Source organism: Oribacterium sp. KHPX15, assembly GCF_900107835.1.
In the GTDB taxonomy this organism is placed as follows: Bacteria; Bacillota; Clostridia; order Lachnospirales; family Lachnospiraceae; genus Oribacterium.
In genome coordinates this window covers 1-20314 of record NZ_FNRG01000024.1, presented here as the reverse complement: position 1 = coordinate 20314, position 20314 = coordinate 1, and the positions used below count along the sequence as shown (strand labels likewise).

The following is a 20314-nucleotide window of genomic DNA, read 5'->3' as shown; positions in this document are numbered from 1 at the left end:
ATGACTGTTTATAATTATACTTAGTAACTTATCATCCTTTGTCCGCTCGGCGTTTCTTAAGGTAATCGGAAAGATAGGGCCAGATCACGCAGAATACAGCAAGGAGCAGAAGTATAAGCGACAGCGGACGGGTAAAGAATTTTTCATAGCTTCCCTTATCCATACTTATAGCCCTGCGGAAGTATCCTTCAAGCTTTGATGACAGAATGAAAGCCAGAACAAGCGGACTTGTGGGAAGTCCTCCGATGGACATGAACAGAGACAGAAGGCAAAGTGCCAGCATCACGTAGATGTTAAACATCGTGTTTGATATACCGTAACCTCCTATATAGGCTATGATCAGGATCACGGAATAAAGGAAATGGTATGGAATCCTGAGAATATATGCAAACCAGTTCTTAGTCATGATCTGCACAATGAAAGTTACTATAGCGGATACCAGAACACATGCAAAGATAAGCATTGCCAGATCCGGCTGGCTGGTCATAAAAAGAGGACCCGCCTGAAGGCCATGTATAGTCAGTGCTGAGATCAGCATAGCTGTAATGCCGTCGCCCGGGATTCCAAGTGCCATCATCGGTATCAGTGCACCGCCGAGGGATGCATTGTTAGCCGTTTCCGAAGCCCAGATACCGGAAGGATTTCCTTCACCAAACGGAATTTTTGATTTGTTTGTGCTTTTTGCATAACCGTAAGCAACCATATTGGAGATTCCCGAACCCATTCCCGGAAGGAAACCTATCCAAAGTCCAACTAAAAATGAGAAAAGACAGATTCTCAGGTTTTCAAAATAATCCATTATAGTGATTCCAAAACCTTTTTTTCTGCTTGTTTCCGCATCAGGCATTTTGGCTTCACCACGTGCCGAATCCCTGATGATCTGGCACATAGCAAACATTCCCAGCATCTGTGCGACAGTGGAAATACCGGCTGAAAGATTGGTGTTGCCAAAAGTAAATCGCTGAGTACCGTTTATAGGATCCATACCGACACACCCAAGCATGAGGCCAAGTCCGGCAGCCATCAGACCTTTCCAGATATTTCCTTTGGAAAGTGATGCCACTAAAGTGATGGCGCAGAAGCAAAGAGAAAAATATTCCCATGGGCCCAAAGTCAGGGCAAAATCTGCGATGATGGGGGACAGGATCGTTGCAAGTATCACCGAAAAGAATGTGCCCAGAAATGAAGCTGTGATACCTACTGCCAGAGCTTTATGGGATTCCCCTTTAAGTGTCATGGGATATCCGTCAAAACAAGTAGCTATGGATGAAGAAGACCCGGGTATGCCGATCAGAACCGCAGAGATAAATGAACCGGATACACCGCCGATCCAGATAGCAAGCAATAGGATAAATGATGTTTCAGTTGACAGTCCGAATGTCACCGGCAGAAGCAGTGCTATACCAAGTGTTGCGGAAAGACCGGGTATTGCCCCGAACACGATACCGAGGCATACCATTCCAAATATAAGCAGGAGATTGATAGGCCTAAGACATATCATCAGCTGTGAAAGATACAATGCCATGAAAGATTTCCTCCTTTTATTTAAACAGGATGCCCGTCGGGAGCTTTACCTGGAAGCCGATCACGAACATGGCATAAAGCCCGATGGTTACGATAACGGATATTAATGCAGCATGGATCGGTTTCACAGAGCTGTTGCCTTTAAGGTCATGGATAAATGCAAAAATCGCAAAAGGAGCTACCGGTACAAATCCGAAAACTGCCATTAGGATTCCGGTTAAAACCAGCATCAGGTAGCTTTTTGTAACTTTTAGCTTTCCGCCTTCAGGAAAATATGGTTTATCCAATGTCGGATCCTTTTTCCAGTCACTTACTCCCTTCAGAAAAAGCATTAATGAACTGATAAATACCACTGTAAAGGCAACGTACGGCAGAAGCCTGGGCCCGGGTTCCAGTAGATTTTTAGGTTGTTTTGTCTGTATCTGTATCAGCAGGAGCCATATGAGTGACCATATGAGTCCCACGATCCCTGTTACAGAGTCACGTTTCATTTTCATTACAATGTCTCCTATTCCTGAGATTCACAGAGACTTAACTAAAACCACGAGTTATAGTGTGTCTCTGGCATAAAAATCCCTCCGAAGTTTTTCTTCGGAGGGACCTACTACCGAAAGTATTAGCATTTAGCCTTGTACATAAAGACCGATAGCTTTACCAACCTCAACCAGATTGTCATATTCTGCCTGTCTTATCTTTTTGGATTCTTCAAGATCATGCCATCCGGGGATGTTTCCTATTTTTGATATATCATCCTTTGTTGTCTCGTAGATTTTCTGCATGGAAGCATTCATGTTTTTTACCATAGTCTCATCCATACCTGCAGGTCCGAGAAGATAGTGGTAAACATTGAAATAGCAATCTTCGAATCCCTGTTCCTGAAGTGTCTTATAGTTATCAGGAAGAGCCTCAGGATAGCTTGCGATTGTTGTTCCGTCCGAAGCCATAGTTCCGATGATCTTGAGCTTTCCTGCCTGCTCATACTCTATGCCATGACCGACACCAACTACTCCGATATCTATGAAACCACCTGCAAGATTTGTCAGTCTGTCTGACTCAGATGCCATTTCTACCGGATTAAGCTCTATACCTAAAGCACTGGTGATCTTTCCGAAAAGGAATGTGTTTGCACCTGCTGCCGGCATGCCTACATTGATCTCACCCGGATGTGCTTTTGCATACTCAACAAAGCCTGCAAAGTCATCATAAGGAGCATCGGCCGGAACACCCAGGGCACTGAAGCCGTTGTCCTGCATTGTGGCTATCAGGGTGAAATCATTCATAGGATCTATATCACTGTTTCCTGTGATATACTGGATATTCAGGGCTCCTGTTGCCAGTGTCAATGTTGTTCCGTCCGGCTTTGCATCCTTTACCATCTGGTGACCGATAGTATTGGAATCGTAGTTTGTGACTGTTGTCTTCAGTCCATATACATCTGTAAGTGCCTGTGCATAGTAACGGATCGCAAGATCTGATCCGCCGCCTGCTTTTCCGGGTACAACAAGAGTAAGTGTTTCATCCTTTAAGAAGCCTATGTCATCACTGTTCTCTGTCTGTTCAGCTGCGGCATCAGTTGCTTCAGCCTTTGATTCTTCCTTCTTTTCTTCTGTTTTTGCTTCTGTCGCTGCGGCAGTAGGTGTGGAAGCTGCACCGCTGCATGCTGTAAGTGCAAGCATCATAGACGAAGCCATCACCAATGAAATCCATCCTTTTTTCATATCGTATTCCTCCTGTTTTTCTGTGGAGGATCTTGACCTCCTACAGTTATTTTATTGAAAACCTCTAATGTTTTCCGTGATATTTAATTGTATGGGTTGATTTTAATGCATCGTTCAGTGAATCACCATTATGAATAATTTATTCTTTTCATAACACTTTAGTTATAGTATTCTAATGTTTAGTGTTCAGATGGATCAGGAGGAAATGATAAGTGAATACCAAACAGCTGCGTTATCTCATCACGATAAAACAATGCGGGAATCTTTCAACGGCTGCAAAGATTCTCGGCATCTCACAACCTGCACTCTCAAAACAGCTATCCGAATGGGAAAGGATCTATGGTATCTGTCTGTTCAGAAAAGAGAAAAGACAGCTCCTTCCTACTGAACAGGGTTCTGTATTTTTTGAGAAGGCGCAACGGATCCTTGATGAACAGAACCGCACGATCCTCTCCATGAAAACCGTTGCAGGAGCTGCCCGTCAGAGGATACGTCTCTGTACAGCACCCAACAGAGGGGCCATCATTTACAGTGAGGTATATCAGCGTTTTTCCCGAAGATACCCGGATATTGCCTTAGAGCTTATTGAGCGTTTTGCAAGTGAACAGCCGGAACTTATAAAACGCGGAGTTGCGGATATTGCTTTAGGAGCAGGTTCTATCTCTGATCTGGTGGAGGACATCCCTTTTGCAAAACAGGAACTGTTGATCGCACTTCCTTCATCACATCCTCTTTCTTCACGAAAAGAAGTAAAACTTTCAGAACTCAGAGACACGCCATTCGTTCTCCAGGGAGAAAGACACAGCGTCCGGGGGATCGCAGATAAACTTTTTCGAAAAGCCGGATTTGATCCTCTTGTAGTATTTGAATCAGATGACGTTATACTGATTGACGCACTTATCAGACAGTCAATGGGTGCCGGGCTCGTATCGAGAATTCATGTTAAGTCCTGCGAAGAGGTTCGATATATCTCGCTTGATCCTCCTGAGTATCAGCTCACTCATCTACGCTACCCGAAGGGTCATGTCCTTACAGAACCTGAACGTTATCTTGCAGGTCTTCTCATACAGCACAGGCTTTCAGATCCTGGTAATGAACCGATCTCATCTCTTGAGCTTAAGGGTTTTCTTGAGACAGTTGAAGAAATCGAAAAGTCAGCACCTGTTGGTCCAAGCAGGTTAGGGAACTATGATAACGCTGAAGAAGCAATTCCCGATGACGGAAAACGCACCATCTTAAACAATAAAAATAATACAGCCAAGGACGAAAAAGGCCGTAAGAGAAAAAGATCCGAAGATATCCATCTGGATACCCGTATCCTTGAATATATCGTTGCCATAGCAGATGAAAAAGGGCTTACTCAGGCTGCAGAACGCTTTTTACTGGCACAGCCCGCTCTTTCAAGACATGTCAGAAACCTTGAGGATATGCTGGGAATTCCACTTTTTACACGTGAACACAACCGGCTGCTCCCGACCAATGCCGGAAAAGTTTTTATCAACGGTGCCAGGAATATACTGAAACTGGAAACAGAAATGATCACACCATCAAGAAACGAGTAGAGAAGATGTGATCGCACCCTACTCGCCCGCGCGTCGGAGGTCAGCTCTTCTGACATCTTCCTTTCGCCGGATTCGTGAACCTTGTGGCAGATTCCATAGGAATCTGCCACAAGGTTCACGAATCCGGCGAAAGGAAGCACCATTGAATAGGTTTTAGTACAGCATTTGAACAAAACACTATGTACCGGTCATCTATTATTTGATGTACCGGTTCTTCTTTGATCAAATTGAGCAGCATACGGATCCATCAGCCGTATCTTCAGGAATTAAGCAGCTTAAAGTTCTTTGCATTGGAACGGTAAAGCCTCTTAAACACCCTGTAATTTCTCTCATAGATTTCCCTGTTGGCAGCATTTGGTTTATAAGCATGTCTGACTCTTACCAGCCTTTGTGAAAGCTCAAGGACATCCTCTCCCATAATCCCGGCTGCAACAACAAGTGCTGTTCCGACAGCTCCAACCTCCTGGGAATTATCAACTGTCTCTATAGTTCTTCCCGTGATATCCGCCAGTATCTGACAAGTGACGTCTGACAATGCACCACCACCGACAAATCTTATGGGATCGGAAGTTTTCACCTTTCTTCCCTGACATTCCAGAAGCCAGCGAAGATGAAAGCATATTCCTTCAAGGACAGCCCTTATCATATCTCTTTTCCCATTACTGACCCTTAAATTAAAGAATATTCCACCGGCATTGGAATCTTCAAAGGGGCATCTGTTTCCATGAAGCCAGGGGGTAAATATCACACCATTTGATCCCGGCGGAACTTTGCTGACTTCAGAGGAAAGATAGTCATAAAGGCTTATGTATTTGCTCTCAATATCAGTGATCATGATCTTATCCAGGTATACTCCAACCTCGTCAAGGGCGAGATGCTCCGCACACCACTCAAAACACTTACCGGCGGTCTCCAGTTCCGCATAGTAACTGAAGTAGCCCTTCTTAGCCGACAAAACACCGGTTATCATGGCTTTCAGATCGACTGTCTGATGATCCATGTATGTAGACACCCAACCCGATGTGCCCACATATATATGTGTATCTCCGGGTCTTACGCACCCGGCACCTATATTAACGAAGGTCATATCTCCGCCCCCGCCATATACAGGTGTTCCCTCCATAAGCCCCAGGTCATCTGCAGCCTTTTTTGTAAGTCCACCAACCAGATCTGTACAGTCAATGATATCCGGCATATGATCGGGATTTATTCCATACATTTTCAGAAGACCTTTGTTCCAGCCCTCTTTTCCTTTTCTGGTATCATAGAGAAAGGTGGCAAATGCATCGTCCGCCGTACGCACGATCTTTCCGGTGGTACGAGCTACCAGATAGCCTCCTATATCAAGCCATTTATATATTTTTCTGTAAACTTCAGGTTCGTTATTTTCAACCCATTTATATTTCCAGACAGGATCTTTGGCACTTACACTGGCGCCATAGTTTACAATCAGATTTCGCAAAAGCTTATACAGACTGCAGCCTGATACCTTGATAAGCCCTTTACCCATACACTTTTTATATTCCCCGGCTCCTTTTTGATCAAGGTAATTCATAGGGCGTCTCAAGGCATTTCCATCCTTATCAACAAGAACGGTTCCCTGCATTTGTGAGCAGAATGCAATTCCTTCTATTTCCTCCGGTTTTACATCTGATTTTTTGAACAGCTCTTTCGTTGTAGAGCAAATTGCAGTCCACCATTCTTCTGTATCCTGCTCGGCACCGCCATCATCAGAAATATAAAGTTTGTATTCATCTACCGCACTGGCTATAAGATTTATTCCGGTATCAATTTTAAACAGACAACTTTTTACGCTACTGGTACCAAAGTCATATATGATGCAATGCATATATCAATCCTCTTTCAGATGTATATTCCAGCCTGTGTCTATCTTATCTTTTACCCTTTCCATGGTTTCATCATCGAGTTCCGGCCAGTCCACTACCGTAGTTGCATTGTCCTTTACCAGATGAGCCTTCTCAGCACATAAAGCAAGGGGCGTATCCGCGAGTGAATCTGAATAAAAATTGTCAATTACAGGAAAGCCATGGTCAATCATATACTTTGCTTTTTCCCTGGCATACATAAGATTATTCATAAATACGCCGTATTCACGGTCATATTCCGTTGCCATGTACCTCACACCGAGTCTCTTCGCTATCGGTCCGATGATACAGTCCGGAGAGGCACTGATTATAAGATCGTCAGGCCTTTTCTGAGCCAGATACCACCCGGAAATCCTGCTCTCGTATTTATCCCAATATTTCTCAATCTGAGTATCAAAGTCATCGATCATAGTCAGATAACTGAACATTTTTCGCTGAAGCAGGTAATTCGGAACTATCCCCATTTTATGCAGTACAAAGGCCTTTATCACTCCCGGCAGATAGGTAAACCACAGCTTCGGGTGACGCTTTATGCACCACAGGGCAAACCCTATCGAGCAATCCGAATAAAAAATTGTCCCATCAAAATCGTATACGTTCATATGCCTCCCTCGCATTGGTGCGAAATAAGCTGAAGATTTTGTTCTCTGTCAAAAAAGAGTCCGGCTCAATCCACAGCTTATCCGGCTCAACCTTACATCTCAGAAACAATATCTTCACGCCGGCATTTAAGGCATCATCTATGGCCTCTCCGAATTCAGGATGCATCTCCCTGTAAGGTCTCACTTCGGATACCCCCTCCATCTGTATAACATATGCAAGGATAGTACTGTACCCCCTGGCTTTGGCCTTTATGAGCTCCCGTATGTGCTTAACTCCACGCTCTGTGGGCGCATCAGGAAAATATCCCATACCGTCTATCTCCAGAGTGCAGCCCTTGACTTCCATCAGAAACCTTTCGTCACCCTTTTCCATATAAAAGTCGATCCTGGAGTCACCAAAGGTGAACTCCGGGATCACCCTGTCAAAGCCTTGTTCCGAAAGCCATTCCTTCACCACCTTATTGGGCGCCTGACTGTCGATATTGAACAACACCCCTGTGCCTTTCCTCACAGCCACAAGATCATATTTTGTTTTTCTTCCCGGAGTCCCCGGTGCCGTAAGCCAGACCTCACATCCGGGCACCAGAAGCTCTCTGCACCGCCCCGTATTTTTCACGTGAACCGTTTCCTTCCGGCCATCTATCTCAACCTCCGCGATAAAACGGTTCGGTCTTTTCAGGAAAACTCCGGGGACTATATTTTCATAATTCATAAATAACCTTATTTTGTACTACCCATGCCGGAGATATATTTTAAAAGGTCTCCTAACTCTATTCCTGCATCAGGAGTCTGTGATTTCTCTTCGGTTCCAAGCATCCTTATGGTAGCATGATTTCTCAGCTCGAGGAAACGGGCTGCCTGAGGCGGACACTCAATAGTGATTATTTTTGTTGGAAGTTCCCACCGGCACAGTTAAGCCATTCATGATCTCATAGCCTTCTGCCAGAAGATGTGCGGATTTCGGAGTCATACTTTTTCCGCTGAAATAAACTTCACAAGGCATGTTGAAACTGAATCCCTCATGCTCAGCAGTGAGCAGATCTTTATCAAACACAAGGAAATCCGCATCCTTTCCGATTTCTATAGATCCCTTGGATGCCTCGATACCGAGCTGTTTAGCTCCATTGATGGTATAACCCTGTATCATTTCCTCGATATTCATTCTCTCACTTAAAGGAGGGAATGCGGCAACAGTTCTGCTTGTTTCTTCAAATCTAGTATGCTCATTGATCCAGCGAGTCATACCTGTCTCCATAGCGAGATAAGGACTCCAGTTTCTGAAATCTCCGTAAAAGACTTCATCACTTGACCATGTCACAAGTGCACCGGTATCCCAGATTGTTTTGCAGCGGAACATGTTGTGACCCCGTTTCTCCCCGATAAACTGAGGCCAGTACTCAGCAGGGTTGCCGCCTACGTTGCCGCTGTGCCACCATGGAGTGAAATTGGCGGTTACACCGAGACTCGCAAAGCGATTTAGATCTGCATCGTCCTGAACCCATAGATGCGCACAGGTTACCTTCACACGGTACTCGTCTCCCAGTTCCTTTCTTGCCAGCTCTACGCCATCAAGGACCACCCTGGATGAAGCCTCACCTACGGTATGTACATGGAGATCCAGGCCTTCCGCATTAAGCTCCTTAATGATATCGGCAAGCTCCTCTGCCTTAAAGGCCGGTGCTCCCAGCGCACCGGTATCAACGTATGGAGTGACCATAGCCGCGGTCTCGATCTTCAGAGTTCCGTCCATAAATATTTTCAACGTATGCACCTTCATGTGCTCAGTGTTGAACTCTTCCCTGAAACGCTTTACTCCATCAAGTGCTTCTTTTGTTTTCCCAGGCTGAGTGAGCACATAACATCCGTCAACATAAACAGGCAGTAGTCCCTGTTTGTCCAGATCACGAAGTATAGAGTATATCCGCTCATTCATATGGTTGTGTTCAGGGAATCCGGCATCAAATACAGCGCTGACTCCATATTTTAAAGATGAGTCCAGCCAGCGAAGTAATGCTATGGTAATCTGCTCATCCGTGAGTTTGTCGACACCATCGAAAAGGAAAGGCCAGCTTGCGGTTTCATAAGAGTTTCCGGTCAGATGTCCGTCTTTACGCACATAATAGGCAAGCCCCGGTACCGGATCCGGTGTGTCATCGGTGACTCCATGAGCCGTAAGTATTTTGGAGTTAACCCAGTTACTGTGCACCTCACCCTCCAAAACCAGGATCTCCGCATCCGGACAGATAGCATCGAGATCTGCCTTTGTAAGTTCTTCTCCGGCTAGGCAGGTACGCTCCATCATAAATCTGTAGCGTTCAAGCCCGGGATTTTTTTTGATATAATCAGCCATAAACTCAAGACATTCTTTTTTAGTGGATTCCATGACCGGTACGCCAAGGTCAGTGTACTCAAATGCAACGCCGGTGGTCACATGGACATGGCTGTCAATGATTCCGGGCATGACAAATTTTCCTCCGAGGTCAGTTACCTCTCCCTCGTACTGAGAAAGACCGGCCTCGTCTCCCACATAGACAAACTTCCCGTCCTTTACAGCAAGAGCAGTCACGATCGACTTGTTTTTGTCAGATGTATAGATCTTTGCATTTTTAATTATCTTATCTGCTTTCATGTTCGTTATCCTTTCTATAAAACAGCTAGCTGCCTACCGTTAATGCCTTAATCATCGTACTGTGGACTTCCGATATGGCATAACACCCACATACTGAAAATCGGAATCATTCTCATAAAATATAAGTAATCCTGCAAACTCACAAAGCACTCCCTAATAGTATGGTATAAACTTTGCTCTAATATGCGAATCCCGGTACTTTGGAATATATTTGGAACGTCATGTTCGTGATGAAATGTGGTATAATCTCAGTATATAAAAGGAAAAAATATGATGCCACCATAGCGCACTCACCTGTATTATCAGAAGATAACAAGCAATGCACAGACACTTGACCGGAGGCTAATAGTGCGAGCTGGCGCAAGGGTACTATTTCTCCCGTCCGCTTCATCCGAGCGATTTTGAGTCAGTTTTACTTTCAGAGTGAAGCCTCACACGAGTTTAAAAACACGAGAATGCGGCGGCTGGTTATTCAAAGAGGTTATGATTATGCGATCCATACGAACGAAAATGACACTGGTGACGCTTCTTATGATCGTCGCCATAGTTACCAGCATGGCGCTGCTCAGTGTGGTCTTTATCGTCCGCACCGAGCAGCAGAAATCCAATCAGCTGCTTCTGTGTGAAACCGGTGAGAAAAATCTCGATTACTATTTCGATAGTGTGCAGAAATCGGTCAGGAATATCGCGACTTTCGTGGAAGCAGATCTGGACGGGCTCGATGACAACAGGCTTGCGCGCCACATGGAGCGCGTGGAAAAAGAATTTGAAGAGATGGCGTCCAAGACGAATGGCGTTCTGACCTACTATTATCGCATTGACCCTGAGATCTCCGATAAGGTGAAGGGCTTTTGGTACACAGACCTCGAAGGGGAAGGCTTTACAGTTCATGAGGTTACCGATATCACGCTTTATAATACGGCGGATACATCAAATCTCGTATGGTTCACAGTTCCCAAATACGAGGGAGTACCCGTATGGCTCCCACCGTATATCACGGACAATCTTGGTGTGCGTGTGATATCTTATAATGTTCCGATCTATTGGAGAGGCACGTTTGTCGGTGTGGTGGGGATTGAGATCGACTATTCCACCATGGCAGAGCAGGTGGAGAGCATCCGGCTTTACAGCAACGGCTATGCGTTTTTGAGCGATGAGAAGGGTAATCTCTTTTATCACCCGCGGATCGACGTCAGCCGATTGCCCAAGGAGGAGCTGCCTGTATTTTCCGAAGGCGCGGCCTCAAAGAACACCTTCATCCGATACAACTATGAAGGAGTTGATAAAATCTCTGCGTGGCTGCCGCTGAGCAACGGAATGCACCTGAACGTTACGGCGCCTATTTCGGAAACACAGGGAGACTGGCAGCTGTTGTTTATGGAAATCATGGTTCTCGCCTTCATTGTTCTGGTCGTATCCAGCACTTTCATCATGTTCTATACGAAACGAATCACAAAGCCCCTGGTAGAACTGACCGAGGCTGCAAATCAGGTGGACCGGGGCAATTACGATTACCCGCTGACCTATGACTGCGACGACGAGCTCGGCAGACTTACAAGCACCTTCAAGCGGCTGTCCGGACATATGAAGGATCATATCTCCGAGCTGAACAAGAGGGTATATGTCGATTCGCTGACCTCCGTGCGCAACAAGGGCGCCTATACAACTTACATCGAGGAACTTCAATTGCGCCTTAATGATGCGGAAGGGCAGGAAACAAAATTTGCAATCGGCGTATTTGACTGCGACAACCTGAAGTACATCAATGACAAATACGGTCATGAAAAAGGCGACATTTACCTTCAAACAGCGAGCCGCCTGATATGTCACGTCTTTTCGCACAGCCCCGTATTTCGAATCGGCGGTGATGAATTTTCAGTTGTTCTTCAGAAGGACGATTTTCGGAACAGGGGTGACCTCGTCCAATGGTTTCAGACTGCCATGGTCGAAATCAGCGCCTCGGCAAAGAATGAGTGGGAGCAGGTACACGTCTCGTTGGGAATCGCCGCCTATAACCCGCAGACAGACCGCAGTATGAATGATATCATTCGGCGCGCGGATGAGTGCATGTACGAAAACAAACGTATCCGTAAGCAGGGCAAACGGAGCCGATAGGGAGGTTACCGATGAAGCAGACAAAACAGAACTCCAAAATACTGCGTTTGGCGCTTCTGCTGACACTGGCGGCATGGACAGCGATACTGCTTCCGCTGACCTGCGCTTATGCGCAGGAGCCAGAAAAAATCGTCCGCGTAGGATGGTTTGAATCACCGTTCAACATGAAGGATGAACTCGGCCGACGTTCCGGCTATTCCTATGATTACCAGCAGAAGCTCGCCGCCTATTCGGGCTGGACCTATGAATATGTGGAGAAAAGCTGGCCTGAGCTTCTCCAAATGCTGGAGGATGGCAGGATTGACCTTTTGAGCGATGTGTCCTATACCGCAGAACGGGCGGAACAAATGCTGTATTCTTCCCTTCCCATGGGCTCAGAGGAGTATTATCTCTTCGTATCGCCCAATCATACGAAGATTTCCCCGGAGGACTATTCCACATTCAACGGAAAAAAGGTCGGCGCAAACCGTGACAGCATCCAGATCGACCTGTTTCGGGAGTGGATGGAGGCAAACGGGGTCCAAGCGGAAATCGTGGAGATGACTGGCAATGAGGATGAAAATATTGCCAAGCTGGTTCACGGCGATATAGATATGTATTTATCTCCCGGCGGATTTTTCGACAAGGAGTATGCCGTACCGATATGCAGGATTGGCACATCCGATTTCTTTTTTGCCGTCAGCAAATCGCGTCCCGATCTTCTGATGGAGCTGAACAACGCAATGAATCGGGTGCAGGATGAGAATGTGTCTTTGAACCATCAGTTGCACGCCAAGTACCTGCAGACCACTGCCCCGAACCGTTATCTCAGCATAGAGGAAATCAAATGGCTTTCCTCTCACGGCTCTGTCCGGGTGGGGTATCAGGACAACTATCTGGCATTCTGCGCACAGGATCCGAAGACGGGAGAACTGACCGGCGCACTGAAGGATTATCTGGACATCGCTTCAAACTGTATGGAAAATGCCCATATCGATTTTGAACCGACTTGCTACGCCACAGCTGAAGACGCCATGGAGGCGCTGAAGCGCGGAGAGGTAGACTGTGTGTTTCCCAATAATCTGACCGAATATGACGGCGAGCTGAGCGGCGTATTTATTACGCCAGCACTGATGCGCACGGATATGTCAGCGGTGATACGCGAGTCTGATCTGAATCTGTTTGCAAGCAAAGAACGTGTGACCGTTGCGGTAAACGTGGGCAATCCCAACTACGACAAGTTCCTGCTGGATCATTTCCCCAAATGGCGCGCTATCTACTTTTCAAATACACCTGAATGCCTCAAGGCAATTGCGGACGGGCATGCTGACTGCCTGCTGATCAGCAATTACCGCTTCAATAACATTTCCAACCTGTGTGACAAATACCACCTTACCACCTGGTCTACCGGTGTGGAGATGGACTACTGCTTTGCGGTAAACCGGACGGATACGGTTCTGTATTCTATCCTTACCAAGACTGCGGGTGCTATTCCGGCGCCTTCCGTCAATGCAGCGCTAACCTACTATTACACGAAAGATGCCGGAATCAGCCTGCAAAGCTTCCTCAGGCAGAATCCGGGTATCCTGTTTGCAATGCTTGTCGCGGCGTTGCTGGCGTACCTGATTGTGCTGTATATCTCACAGAAGAAAAAGGCGGCTGACAGGAATCGGCTGCAGACACCCAGGGCGGAAGACTTTCACCTCTTCGATGATCTTCCCATTTCTTACAGCGTTTACCATGTGATCCATTCGGAGCACAGCGAGCTGTATGACGCAGAAATCATCTACGTTAACCACAAATATGAGGAATACGGAAGGTGTTCGGCCGCTTCGGTCATCGGGCAAAGAGTCAGAACGCTTTATCCCTATATTGAGGAATCATGGTTCCAGAACGTAAAGCGCGCGGCAATAAACGGTGAGACCGTGGAGAACGACTTTACAGACATAGTGAGCGGAGATAATTTCCGATTATCTGTCCGTCAGATCCTATCCCCCGGATACTGCGCGGTCACATATATGAAAATCACTTAGGAATCGTTTAGATTTTAAGTGTTATAATCCGAGGAGAAATAATCATCATAAACCTTTTAAACCCCGACTCTTTAGAGCCGGGGTAATTACATTAATCTTTCAGGTTTTCCCAATCAATCTTCTCATCTCTATAGAAATATTCCATATCATGGTCAGAGACACGTCTATGTACTTTACAGGGATTTCCAAATGCTACACATCCATCCGGGATATCTTTTGTAACAACGCTTCCCGCGCCGATAACTGTATCATGTCCGATTGTTACTCCGGGGCAGACTACAGTATTAGCACCTATCCATGCATTATCCCCTATATGGACATCCTTATTGTATTGCAGTCCCTTGGCTCTTAAAGAAGCTTCTATAGGATGATTTGCAGTAGCGATAGTTACGTTTGGTCCAAACATCACCTTATTCCCAACATAAATATGACCATCATCCACCAGAGTAAGATTACTGTTGGCATATACTCCACTTCCAAAGTGAACATGATGTCCTCCCCAGTTAGCATGAAGAGGCAGCTCTATATAACATCTTTCTCCACATTCTGCAAAAACCTCTTTCATATATAGTTCTTTCTTCTCATAATCAGAAGGTTTTAGCTGATTAAATTCCCAGAGTTTATCCTGGAACGGGACCTGTTCTTTCATTATCTCAGCATCTCCGGGATCATAGATTAAACCCTTCTTCATTCGTTCATATTCTGTCATAATCTCTCCTGTCCCATCTATTATCTTCCCGCCACTCGGCGATAGCTGCCTGTGCCTCTTTTCCTTACGACGTTAATTTTCGATCAATCCCTTTTCTTTAAATACTCTTTCGTCTTGAATGCACAAAAATATGGAAAAGTATATATGTTATTTGCATTACCAACATTGAAGTCTCCCAGCTTTATCCCATATGAGATATCGCTATAGTTCTCATTTTTTATCAGCGAAGATAATGATTTTGACTGGTCACTATTTGACTTAACTTCGACTGGAATCAAATTATTCTGAGTCCTTACAAAGAAATCTTCCTCTAATGTTGAGTTTTCTTTCTTATAATAAAAGAGTCCTAAACCTTGCTTAACAAAAGCCTCTGCCACAAAATTTTCGTAAAGAGCACCTTTATATACGCCAAGATTTTTATTAACTCTCAAATCCTCTTGGGCTTCCGCGTCTAATGCAGATACCAATAATCCAGTATCGGGATAGTACAACTTATATTTACTTTCCTCGATATTTCCCTTTAATGGCAACTCAGGATACTGTAAACAATTACACTCAGTTATAACGCCAGCATCAATAAGCCATTCTATACATCCGGTATATTCTCTTGAACGGGCATTCTTCGAAATTTTATTAAACTGAAACTTCTTGTTTTCCTTTGCAAGCTGAGCAGGAACGCTTCTATAAACGCTTATAATTTTAGTTTGATCAAGACCTTCTGCATACTTTCTTATGTCTTCTTCGTAATCAAGCCTAATCTGTTCCTGTACATCGAGAGTTCCAGAAAATGTTCCGGTTTCAATATATAGTTTTACGACATCCGGCATTCCTCCCAGTACACAATAATCAAGGAATAAACTCTTAAAAATAGCTAACTCATTATCATTAAATGGCTTGAGTTCTATCATATGAGATAAGATTGAGTCAATCTGCTCTTGATTATAGCCCTTAGCCCAAAGGAATTCCTCAAAATCCATTGAATACATCTCATAGTCCGTTTTATGCCCAACACTATTACTATGAATCTTCTTATAATTAATTCCTAGCATAGAACCACTACAAATAACGTCATAATTACCGTCTATCTTAAATGATTTAAGTGTTGTTGCAACATCGGGGTTTTCCTGAATTTCATCAAAAATGATAACCGTTTTGTTAGGGACAAACTTTATAGATGGATCAGCCAATGATATATTCTTTATAACACTTGCAACATCATATCCATCTGCAAGTATTTGCGAGAATTTCTTCTCTAAAGCAAAATTTATATATACAACATTTTCATAATTAGCCTTAGCAAAATGCATGATTGATTCTGTTTTACCAATCTGTCGTGCCCCCTTTACTATAAGAGGTTTATGCGCTGGATCCGCTTTCCAATTACTTAAATAATCATCAATCTTTCGTCTGTAATACAATTTCTTTACCTCCAAGCACATATTATCACAAAATAATAGCCACTTCAATAAACATCATCACATTTTATGAGGCACTTTTAGCGTTATTTATCACATTTTATTTCATTCAAAAAGCATGACTTCATGACATCAATAGTTTTATGAGCTCAGTTGTTTTTTTCAGCTCTTCCACCGTAGTGTACTCGTTTACGGTATGTATATCGTGCATGGCATTGAATATGCAAAGACCATCTATACCCTTTCTGATAAGCATATTGTTGTCGCTGCCTCCGAAGGATTTTTTGGTACGGGCTTTAGAGAAAAAGCAGCAAGAGCTTTTTCATAAAGCTTCAGACTTTGGGATTCAGGATCTATCCTGTAGGTGTAGATCTTTGGAGCACTGTCCATGCTGATGCTCCCGCCTATATGTGCAGCCTCCGTTTCAAAGACATTTTTTATATGCTCTACTGTGGAGAGCGCCTCCTCATGAACAGAACTTCTGACCTCTCCCGTCAGGGTTACTGATGAGGGAACCGCATTACTAACTGTGCCGCCTTTGATGGTCCCGAAATTCAAAGTAGTGTGGTCGTTTGTCCAGCCCTGCTTTATTTTACTAACAGCCTGTGCCGCTATGGCCAATGCATTAATGCCATTCTCCGGCTCGAATCCCGCATGTGCAGAGCGTCCGGAAATCTCTATTTCAAAATTAACAAGTGTCGGCTCCTGGGATGAGTAGACTCCAAAATCACCGCTGGCATCGGGTACAAAGGCTTTTTCTGATTTAATGATGGAATAGTCAAAGGCATCTGATCCCAATCCGTAGGACTCTTCAGCCACGGTGAATAAAAGTTCGATCGGAGGATGATCGAGCCCTTCTTCAAGAATCTTTTTGTAGGCCTCATAGATACATGTAAGTGCTGCTCTGTCATCGGCTCCCAGAACAGTGGTTCCGTCGCTTGTTATACGACCGTCATCATGAAGTATCACTTTTTTATCGAGGCCCGGAGATACCGTATCCATATGTGCACAGAAAAGGATCGGCTCCGCATCTTTTTTTGTTCCGGTTCCCGGAATAAAGCCGTAAAGATTTCCGGTATCACCACCGAATTTTACTCCGACTGAGTCTTCGATTAATCTTACGCCAAAATCACCCCATATTTTTATGAGGTGATCTGCAACTTGTCGTTCCTTGCAGCTGATACCATCGATTCGGCTAAGCTCAACGAAAGTGTTTACTATACTGTCTATTTCAATACTCATTTTTCAAAAGTCCCTTCAGAGGATTTATGTCTGAATCTGCTCAAAGGCTCAAGCTAGAAACTTCTTAAAAATAAACAAGTTCCATTTTCAACAAATGCAGCTTTGGAACCATATGAAGAAATCAAACTGACTTTACGGCATTTCCCCTGATACATAAAGCTAATATTCACTTCATCGCAAAGCTTATCGTCTATTATCTTTTTTGCCACGAATTCATCATTGGCATCGTATCCTTTATCCATCATTATTGTGAGATTATCTTTTGAAATAATAAGAGACACCGCTCCGTCTATTTCAGGAATGTATTCTCTTTCGCAAGAATTGTTTATACTTGCATTGACAAGTTTAAATTCATCATAGTAGTAATACCAGATAGTCCCTGTCTCACTTATATTCATAGCATAGCAATCATAGATATTTTTGTCTGCTTGCCATATATCCTGACCGCCTCTTCCCCAGACCCTGACACCACATGCACCTAGCGGATTATTCCATCCGTAATTTCCAAAGACACCTTCATCAAAGTACCCGATAACAATTCCTAAATCAGGATGAACAAAGCAATGAGATATCCCATCTCCAAGACAGAATTCATCGATTATATTTCCATTAAAATCAACTATTGCAGCATTATTTTCCGGATTTCCTTTATTAAATCTGCATCTCGAAGATACCAAAAGAAGGCCCTCAGAAATTGGCTGGACAAAGCTGTAATTCATCTTCTGAACTCCAAGATCATAATACTTTTCATTTATTATTTTTTCTTCATTCCAGTCAATCTGTAATAGCAAAACAGAATAATTACTGTTTGACTCTGTTGGAACAAACATTCCATCTATTCGTTCCGGAATGTTTTTATTGAATAAAATATAAACGTTTCCATCAAAGCCGATCTGCATTGTTACATACTCATCGAAGCTGTGATTATATTTTTTTATCAGATCCCCCAAATCGATATGATTTTTAAACTCTATTAATAATTTCTGATTCATAAACTTGTTCCTCCGTCCCAAAAATAAAGCATCTCTTATGCTGCAATCTGGTAATCTTCAATATCATGAGTTGTGATAACAAGAGTTCCGGCACCATTAGCGCCTGAAGCCTGGCAGGTATGTAAGAGTCCCTGGCACCCTTATCATTCATTCTGCAAACAACATTTTCAGAACATTCTCCGGGCTTTTCTCACTTACCCTTTCCGGATCCGTAATTCCATCTGTAGTATTTTCAGTATTCCAGGTAAAACGACCGGCATTTTCACCCTCAAAAGTGAAGTACACTTCAGGTTCAGCCAGTTTTACCGGATACCTTTCATACCACTTGGGATAGTACTCTGACATATAGTGATCTGCCAGAATATATGCCTTGCAGTCTTTTGTGGTTCCGATTGCACTGATCTCCACGCCACCTCCGGGCTGCCCTGTTCTGCTGTTTGCAGGTGTACTGTGGACTATGACCACACTACCGTCATCGCAGGTACCGAGGCTTACCCACACATGACCGTTAATACTCATGACATCCCCTGCCTTCATCTCATATCCGTTCTTTCCGTCCGGTGCTTTGACATTTTGTGTCCACTCGCCGAAGCCCATTTTAGAGAGCCTTTTTGCAATACCGGTGGAGCCACCCACATAACCATCTCTCCCATTCTCTGTTTCAAAGGTATTATACAAAATCCAGCCTAAATACCCGGAACAGTCCAGACCTGCGTAATAGTATTCATTATATCCGCCATAAGGATAATAGCTGGTTGAAGGATCGGAATTATCTTCATTCCCGTCTTTTGACTTGTAGGTAAAATCCTCATCATGCTCATCAAAAAACTTTACCCAGTCCGGCGAAACACCGATTGTTCTCGTCTGTATTGCGGAACCTACATCCTGCCAGTCCCAGCCACCGCCATAAATATACAGCGTTGTTCCGACAGGCATCATTGCGGTCTTTAAAAAATTTAAAAGCGTACGTTTTCCCGGAGTTCCCTGGACCTTAGGTACATAGCTCACTTCTTCGTCTCCTGTCTCTTCCGCCGAAATGATAGTATTACCGCTTATACCAACTAAATAGCTGTATCCTTCCTTCAGAATATTCTGAATTGGATAATCATATGCCCCATCCTCATTTACGGTTCCATTATCCATCCGGAAAGTACTCTCTTTGCCATCTATTTCAAACATGTACTGGAAGCTGTCTTTATTATCCTTATTGACCTCCTCCTGTCCATAATTTTTAATCCCAAGATACACTGCATTCGTGGTAGTAACTTTTTCTGCGTCTGATTCCCTTGGAAAGATCATCTCATCCCCACACGATACAATAAAAAACGCTGTGAATATAACCACAACACATATTAGTAAGGATTTTATTTTTTTGTCGGATATTTTTTTCATTTTTAATTCCCTTATATTGCTAATTTATGATATTTTCAGTAACTGAACTGATTTCTATTGTATCACAGACTACATGGCAAATATTTATCTGATAAAACATCCAAAGGGTTATTTACAAAGGTGAATAAACCAGCTAAAAGACCCTACCGGATTTGGTTCCGATAGAGTCTTTTATGTATGGAGGTATATTTTATAAGGAGAGGTTTATTATCTTTTTATCAGATTCCGAATTCCTGTGCCCAGTATGTTCTTCCGTTCTGAGTTGTTGTTGAGATTGCGCATGTTTTGAAGTCCGGCTTTAAGATGTTTGCTCTGTGTGTAGGTGATGCCATCCATGCGTTAACTACGTCATCCGCTGTGTTGTAGCCTTCTGCAAGGTTCTCGCCGTACTGAAGGTTTGCATTAACTGTGTACCAGTCTGTCCCGTCCGGTCTTGTGTGTGAGAACTTAGTTGTGATCTCGTTTGCTCTTACTACTGATGTTGTCTCAAGTGATGCGCTGTACTGAACTGCTGAA

Annotated in this window: 17 protein-coding genes; 3 read left to right on the top strand and 14 right to left on the bottom strand. The window is 44.0% G+C overall.

Features of this window, described 5'->3' with window-relative positions; all coding sequences use genetic code 11:
* Window positions 1–31 precede the first annotated feature (31 nt).
* The 3 genes from BLV86_RS13075 to BLV86_RS13065 form a co-directional block, all read right to left on the bottom strand.
* On the bottom strand, window positions 32–1525 hold the full coding sequence (locus BLV86_RS13075; RefSeq protein ID WP_090818266.1) for a tripartite tricarboxylate transporter permease: 1494 nt from the start codon (window positions 1523–1525) through the stop codon (window positions 32–34).
* 16 nt (window positions 1526–1541) lie between these two features.
* Complete coding sequence (locus BLV86_RS13070; RefSeq protein WP_090818263.1) at window positions 1542–2021, bottom strand: tripartite tricarboxylate transporter TctB family protein; 480 nt, start codon at window positions 2019–2021, stop codon at window positions 1542–1544.
* A gap of 126 nt (window positions 2022–2147) precedes the next feature.
* Window positions 2148–3242: a tripartite tricarboxylate transporter substrate binding protein gene (locus BLV86_RS13065; RefSeq protein ID WP_090818261.1), complete on the bottom strand. Its 1095-nt coding sequence runs from the start codon at window positions 3240–3242 to the stop codon at window positions 2148–2150.
* A 212-nt stretch (window positions 3243–3454) separates the two neighbouring features.
* Here BLV86_RS13065 and BLV86_RS13060 point away from each other — a divergent pair, with 212 nt between their 5' ends.
* Window positions 3455–4804: a LysR family transcriptional regulator gene (locus BLV86_RS13060; RefSeq protein ID WP_090818258.1), complete on the top strand. Its 1350-nt coding sequence runs from the start codon at window positions 3455–3457 to the stop codon at window positions 4802–4804.
* A gap of 259 nt (window positions 4805–5063) precedes the next feature.
* Here the strand turns inward: BLV86_RS13060 and BLV86_RS13055 are convergent, their stop codons facing one another.
* From BLV86_RS13055 to BLV86_RS13040, 4 genes are all read right to left on the bottom strand, one after another.
* Window positions 5064–6653, bottom strand: coding sequence for a xylulokinase (locus tag BLV86_RS13055; protein WP_090818255.1), 1590 nt, complete (start codon window positions 6651–6653; stop codon window positions 5064–5066).
* A 3-nt stretch (window positions 6654–6656) separates the two neighbouring features.
* The gene (locus BLV86_RS13050; RefSeq protein ID WP_090818253.1) at window positions 6657–7292 is read right to left on the bottom strand and encodes a haloacid dehalogenase-like hydrolase; all 636 of its coding nucleotides are present in this window, start codon (window positions 7290–7292) and stop codon (window positions 6657–6659) included.
* Window positions 7273–8004: a DNA/RNA nuclease SfsA gene (gene sfsA, locus BLV86_RS13045; RefSeq protein WP_090818249.1), complete on the bottom strand. Its 732-nt coding sequence runs from the start codon at window positions 8002–8004 to the stop codon at window positions 7273–7275. The genes BLV86_RS13050 and sfsA overlap by 20 nt, the downstream gene beginning before the upstream one ends.
* Window positions 8005–8163: 159 nt before the next feature.
* Window positions 8164–9921: an amidohydrolase gene (locus tag BLV86_RS13040; RefSeq protein WP_090818246.1), complete on the bottom strand. Its 1758-nt coding sequence runs from the start codon at window positions 9919–9921 to the stop codon at window positions 8164–8166.
* A gap of 531 nt (window positions 9922–10452) precedes the next feature.
* On the opposite strand from BLV86_RS13040, the gene BLV86_RS13035 reads away from it, so the two are divergent.
* Both BLV86_RS13035 and BLV86_RS13030 read left to right on the top strand, forming a co-directional pair.
* A complete protein-coding gene (locus BLV86_RS13035; protein WP_242873311.1) occupies window positions 10453–12036 on the top strand; it encodes a sensor domain-containing diguanylate cyclase in 1584 nt (527 codons plus the stop codon).
* A gap of 11 nt (window positions 12037–12047) precedes the next feature.
* Entirely contained in the window at window positions 12048–14048 is a 2001-nt protein-coding gene (locus tag BLV86_RS13030) for a transporter substrate-binding domain-containing protein (RefSeq protein WP_090818241.1), read from the top strand.
* A 91-nt stretch (window positions 14049–14139) separates the two neighbouring features.
* On the opposite strand, the gene BLV86_RS13025 is transcribed toward BLV86_RS13030, so the two are convergent.
* The 7 genes from BLV86_RS13025 to BLV86_RS12995 all read right to left on the bottom strand — a co-directional run.
* Entirely contained in the window at window positions 14140–14757 is a 618-nt protein-coding gene (locus BLV86_RS13025; protein WP_031554454.1) for a sugar O-acetyltransferase, read from the bottom strand.
* 83 nt (window positions 14758–14840) lie between these two features.
* The gene (locus BLV86_RS13020) at window positions 14841–16175 is read right to left on the bottom strand and encodes an ATP-binding protein (RefSeq protein ID WP_090818238.1); all 1335 of its coding nucleotides are present in this window, start codon (window positions 16173–16175) and stop codon (window positions 14841–14843) included.
* A gap of 121 nt (window positions 16176–16296) precedes the next feature.
* On the bottom strand, window positions 16297–16428 hold the full coding sequence (locus tag BLV86_RS18460; RefSeq protein ID WP_278308793.1) for a hypothetical protein: 132 nt from the start codon (window positions 16426–16428) through the stop codon (window positions 16297–16299).
* Window positions 16407–17414 carry a M20/M25/M40 family metallo-hydrolase gene (locus BLV86_RS13015; protein WP_090818235.1) on the bottom strand — a complete coding sequence of 336 codons (1008 nt, stop codon included), beginning with the start codon at window positions 17412–17414 and terminating at the stop codon, window positions 16407–16409. Before BLV86_RS13015 ends, BLV86_RS18460 begins: the two co-directional genes overlap by 22 nt.
* A 53-nt stretch (window positions 17415–17467) precedes the next feature.
* Entirely contained in the window at window positions 17468–18406 is a 939-nt protein-coding gene (locus BLV86_RS13010) for a hypothetical protein (protein ID WP_090818232.1), read from the bottom strand.
* Between the two features lie 147 nt (window positions 18407–18553).
* The gene (locus BLV86_RS13000; RefSeq protein ID WP_090818227.1) at window positions 18554–19705 is read right to left on the bottom strand and encodes a hypothetical protein; all 1152 of its coding nucleotides are present in this window, start codon (window positions 19703–19705) and stop codon (window positions 18554–18556) included.
* A 311-nt stretch (window positions 19706–20016) separates the two neighbouring features.
* Window positions 20017–20314 (bottom strand): CAP domain-containing protein (locus BLV86_RS12995; protein WP_090818224.1); only part of this gene is annotated, 298 nt, incomplete at its 5' end.

Coding starts and splice junctions, on each gene's coding strand:
- BLV86_RS13050 (WP_090818253.1), bottom strand. CDS start 7,292: ATGAACGTATACGATTTTGATGGGACAATTTTTTATTCGGATTGCTCG.
- BLV86_RS13065 (WP_090818261.1), bottom strand. CDS start 3,242: ATGAAAAAAGGATGGATTTCATTGGTGATGGCTTCGTCTATGATGCTT.
- BLV86_RS13040 (WP_090818246.1), bottom strand. CDS start 9,921: ATGAAAGCAGATAAGATAATTAAAAATGCAAAGATCTATACATCTGAC.
- BLV86_RS13015 (WP_090818235.1), bottom strand. CDS start 17,414: ATGAGTATTGAAATAGACAGTATAGTAAACACTTTCGTTGAGCTTAGC.
- BLV86_RS13025 (WP_031554454.1), bottom strand. CDS start 14,757: ATGACAGAATATGAACGAATGAAGAAGGGTTTAATCTATGATCCCGGA.
- BLV86_RS13070 (WP_090818263.1), bottom strand. CDS start 2,021: ATGAAAATGAAACGTGACTCTGTAACAGGGATCGTGGGACTCATATGG.
- sfsA (WP_090818249.1), bottom strand. CDS start 8,004: ATGAATTATGAAAATATAGTCCCCGGAGTTTTCCTGAAAAGACCGAAC.
- BLV86_RS13035 (WP_242873311.1), top strand. CDS start 10,453: ATGATCGTCGCCATAGTTACCAGCATGGCGCTGCTCAGTGTGGTCTTT.
- BLV86_RS13010 (WP_090818232.1), bottom strand. CDS start 18,406: ATGAATCAGAAATTATTAATAGAGTTTAAAAATCATATCGATTTGGGG.
- BLV86_RS13055 (WP_090818255.1), bottom strand. CDS start 6,653: ATGCATTGCATCATATATGACTTTGGTACCAGTAGCGTAAAAAGTTGT.
- BLV86_RS13075 (WP_090818266.1), bottom strand. CDS start 1,525: ATGGCATTGTATCTTTCACAGCTGATGATATGTCTTAGGCCTATCAAT.
- BLV86_RS18460 (WP_278308793.1), bottom strand. CDS start 16,428: ATGCTTATCAGAAAGGGTATAGATGGTCTTTGCATATTCAATGCCATG.
- BLV86_RS13030 (WP_090818241.1), top strand. CDS start 12,048: ATGAAGCAGACAAAACAGAACTCCAAAATACTGCGTTTGGCGCTTCTG.
- BLV86_RS13000 (WP_090818227.1), bottom strand. CDS start 19,705: ATGATCTTTCCAAGGGAATCAGACGCAGAAAAAGTTACTACCACGAAT.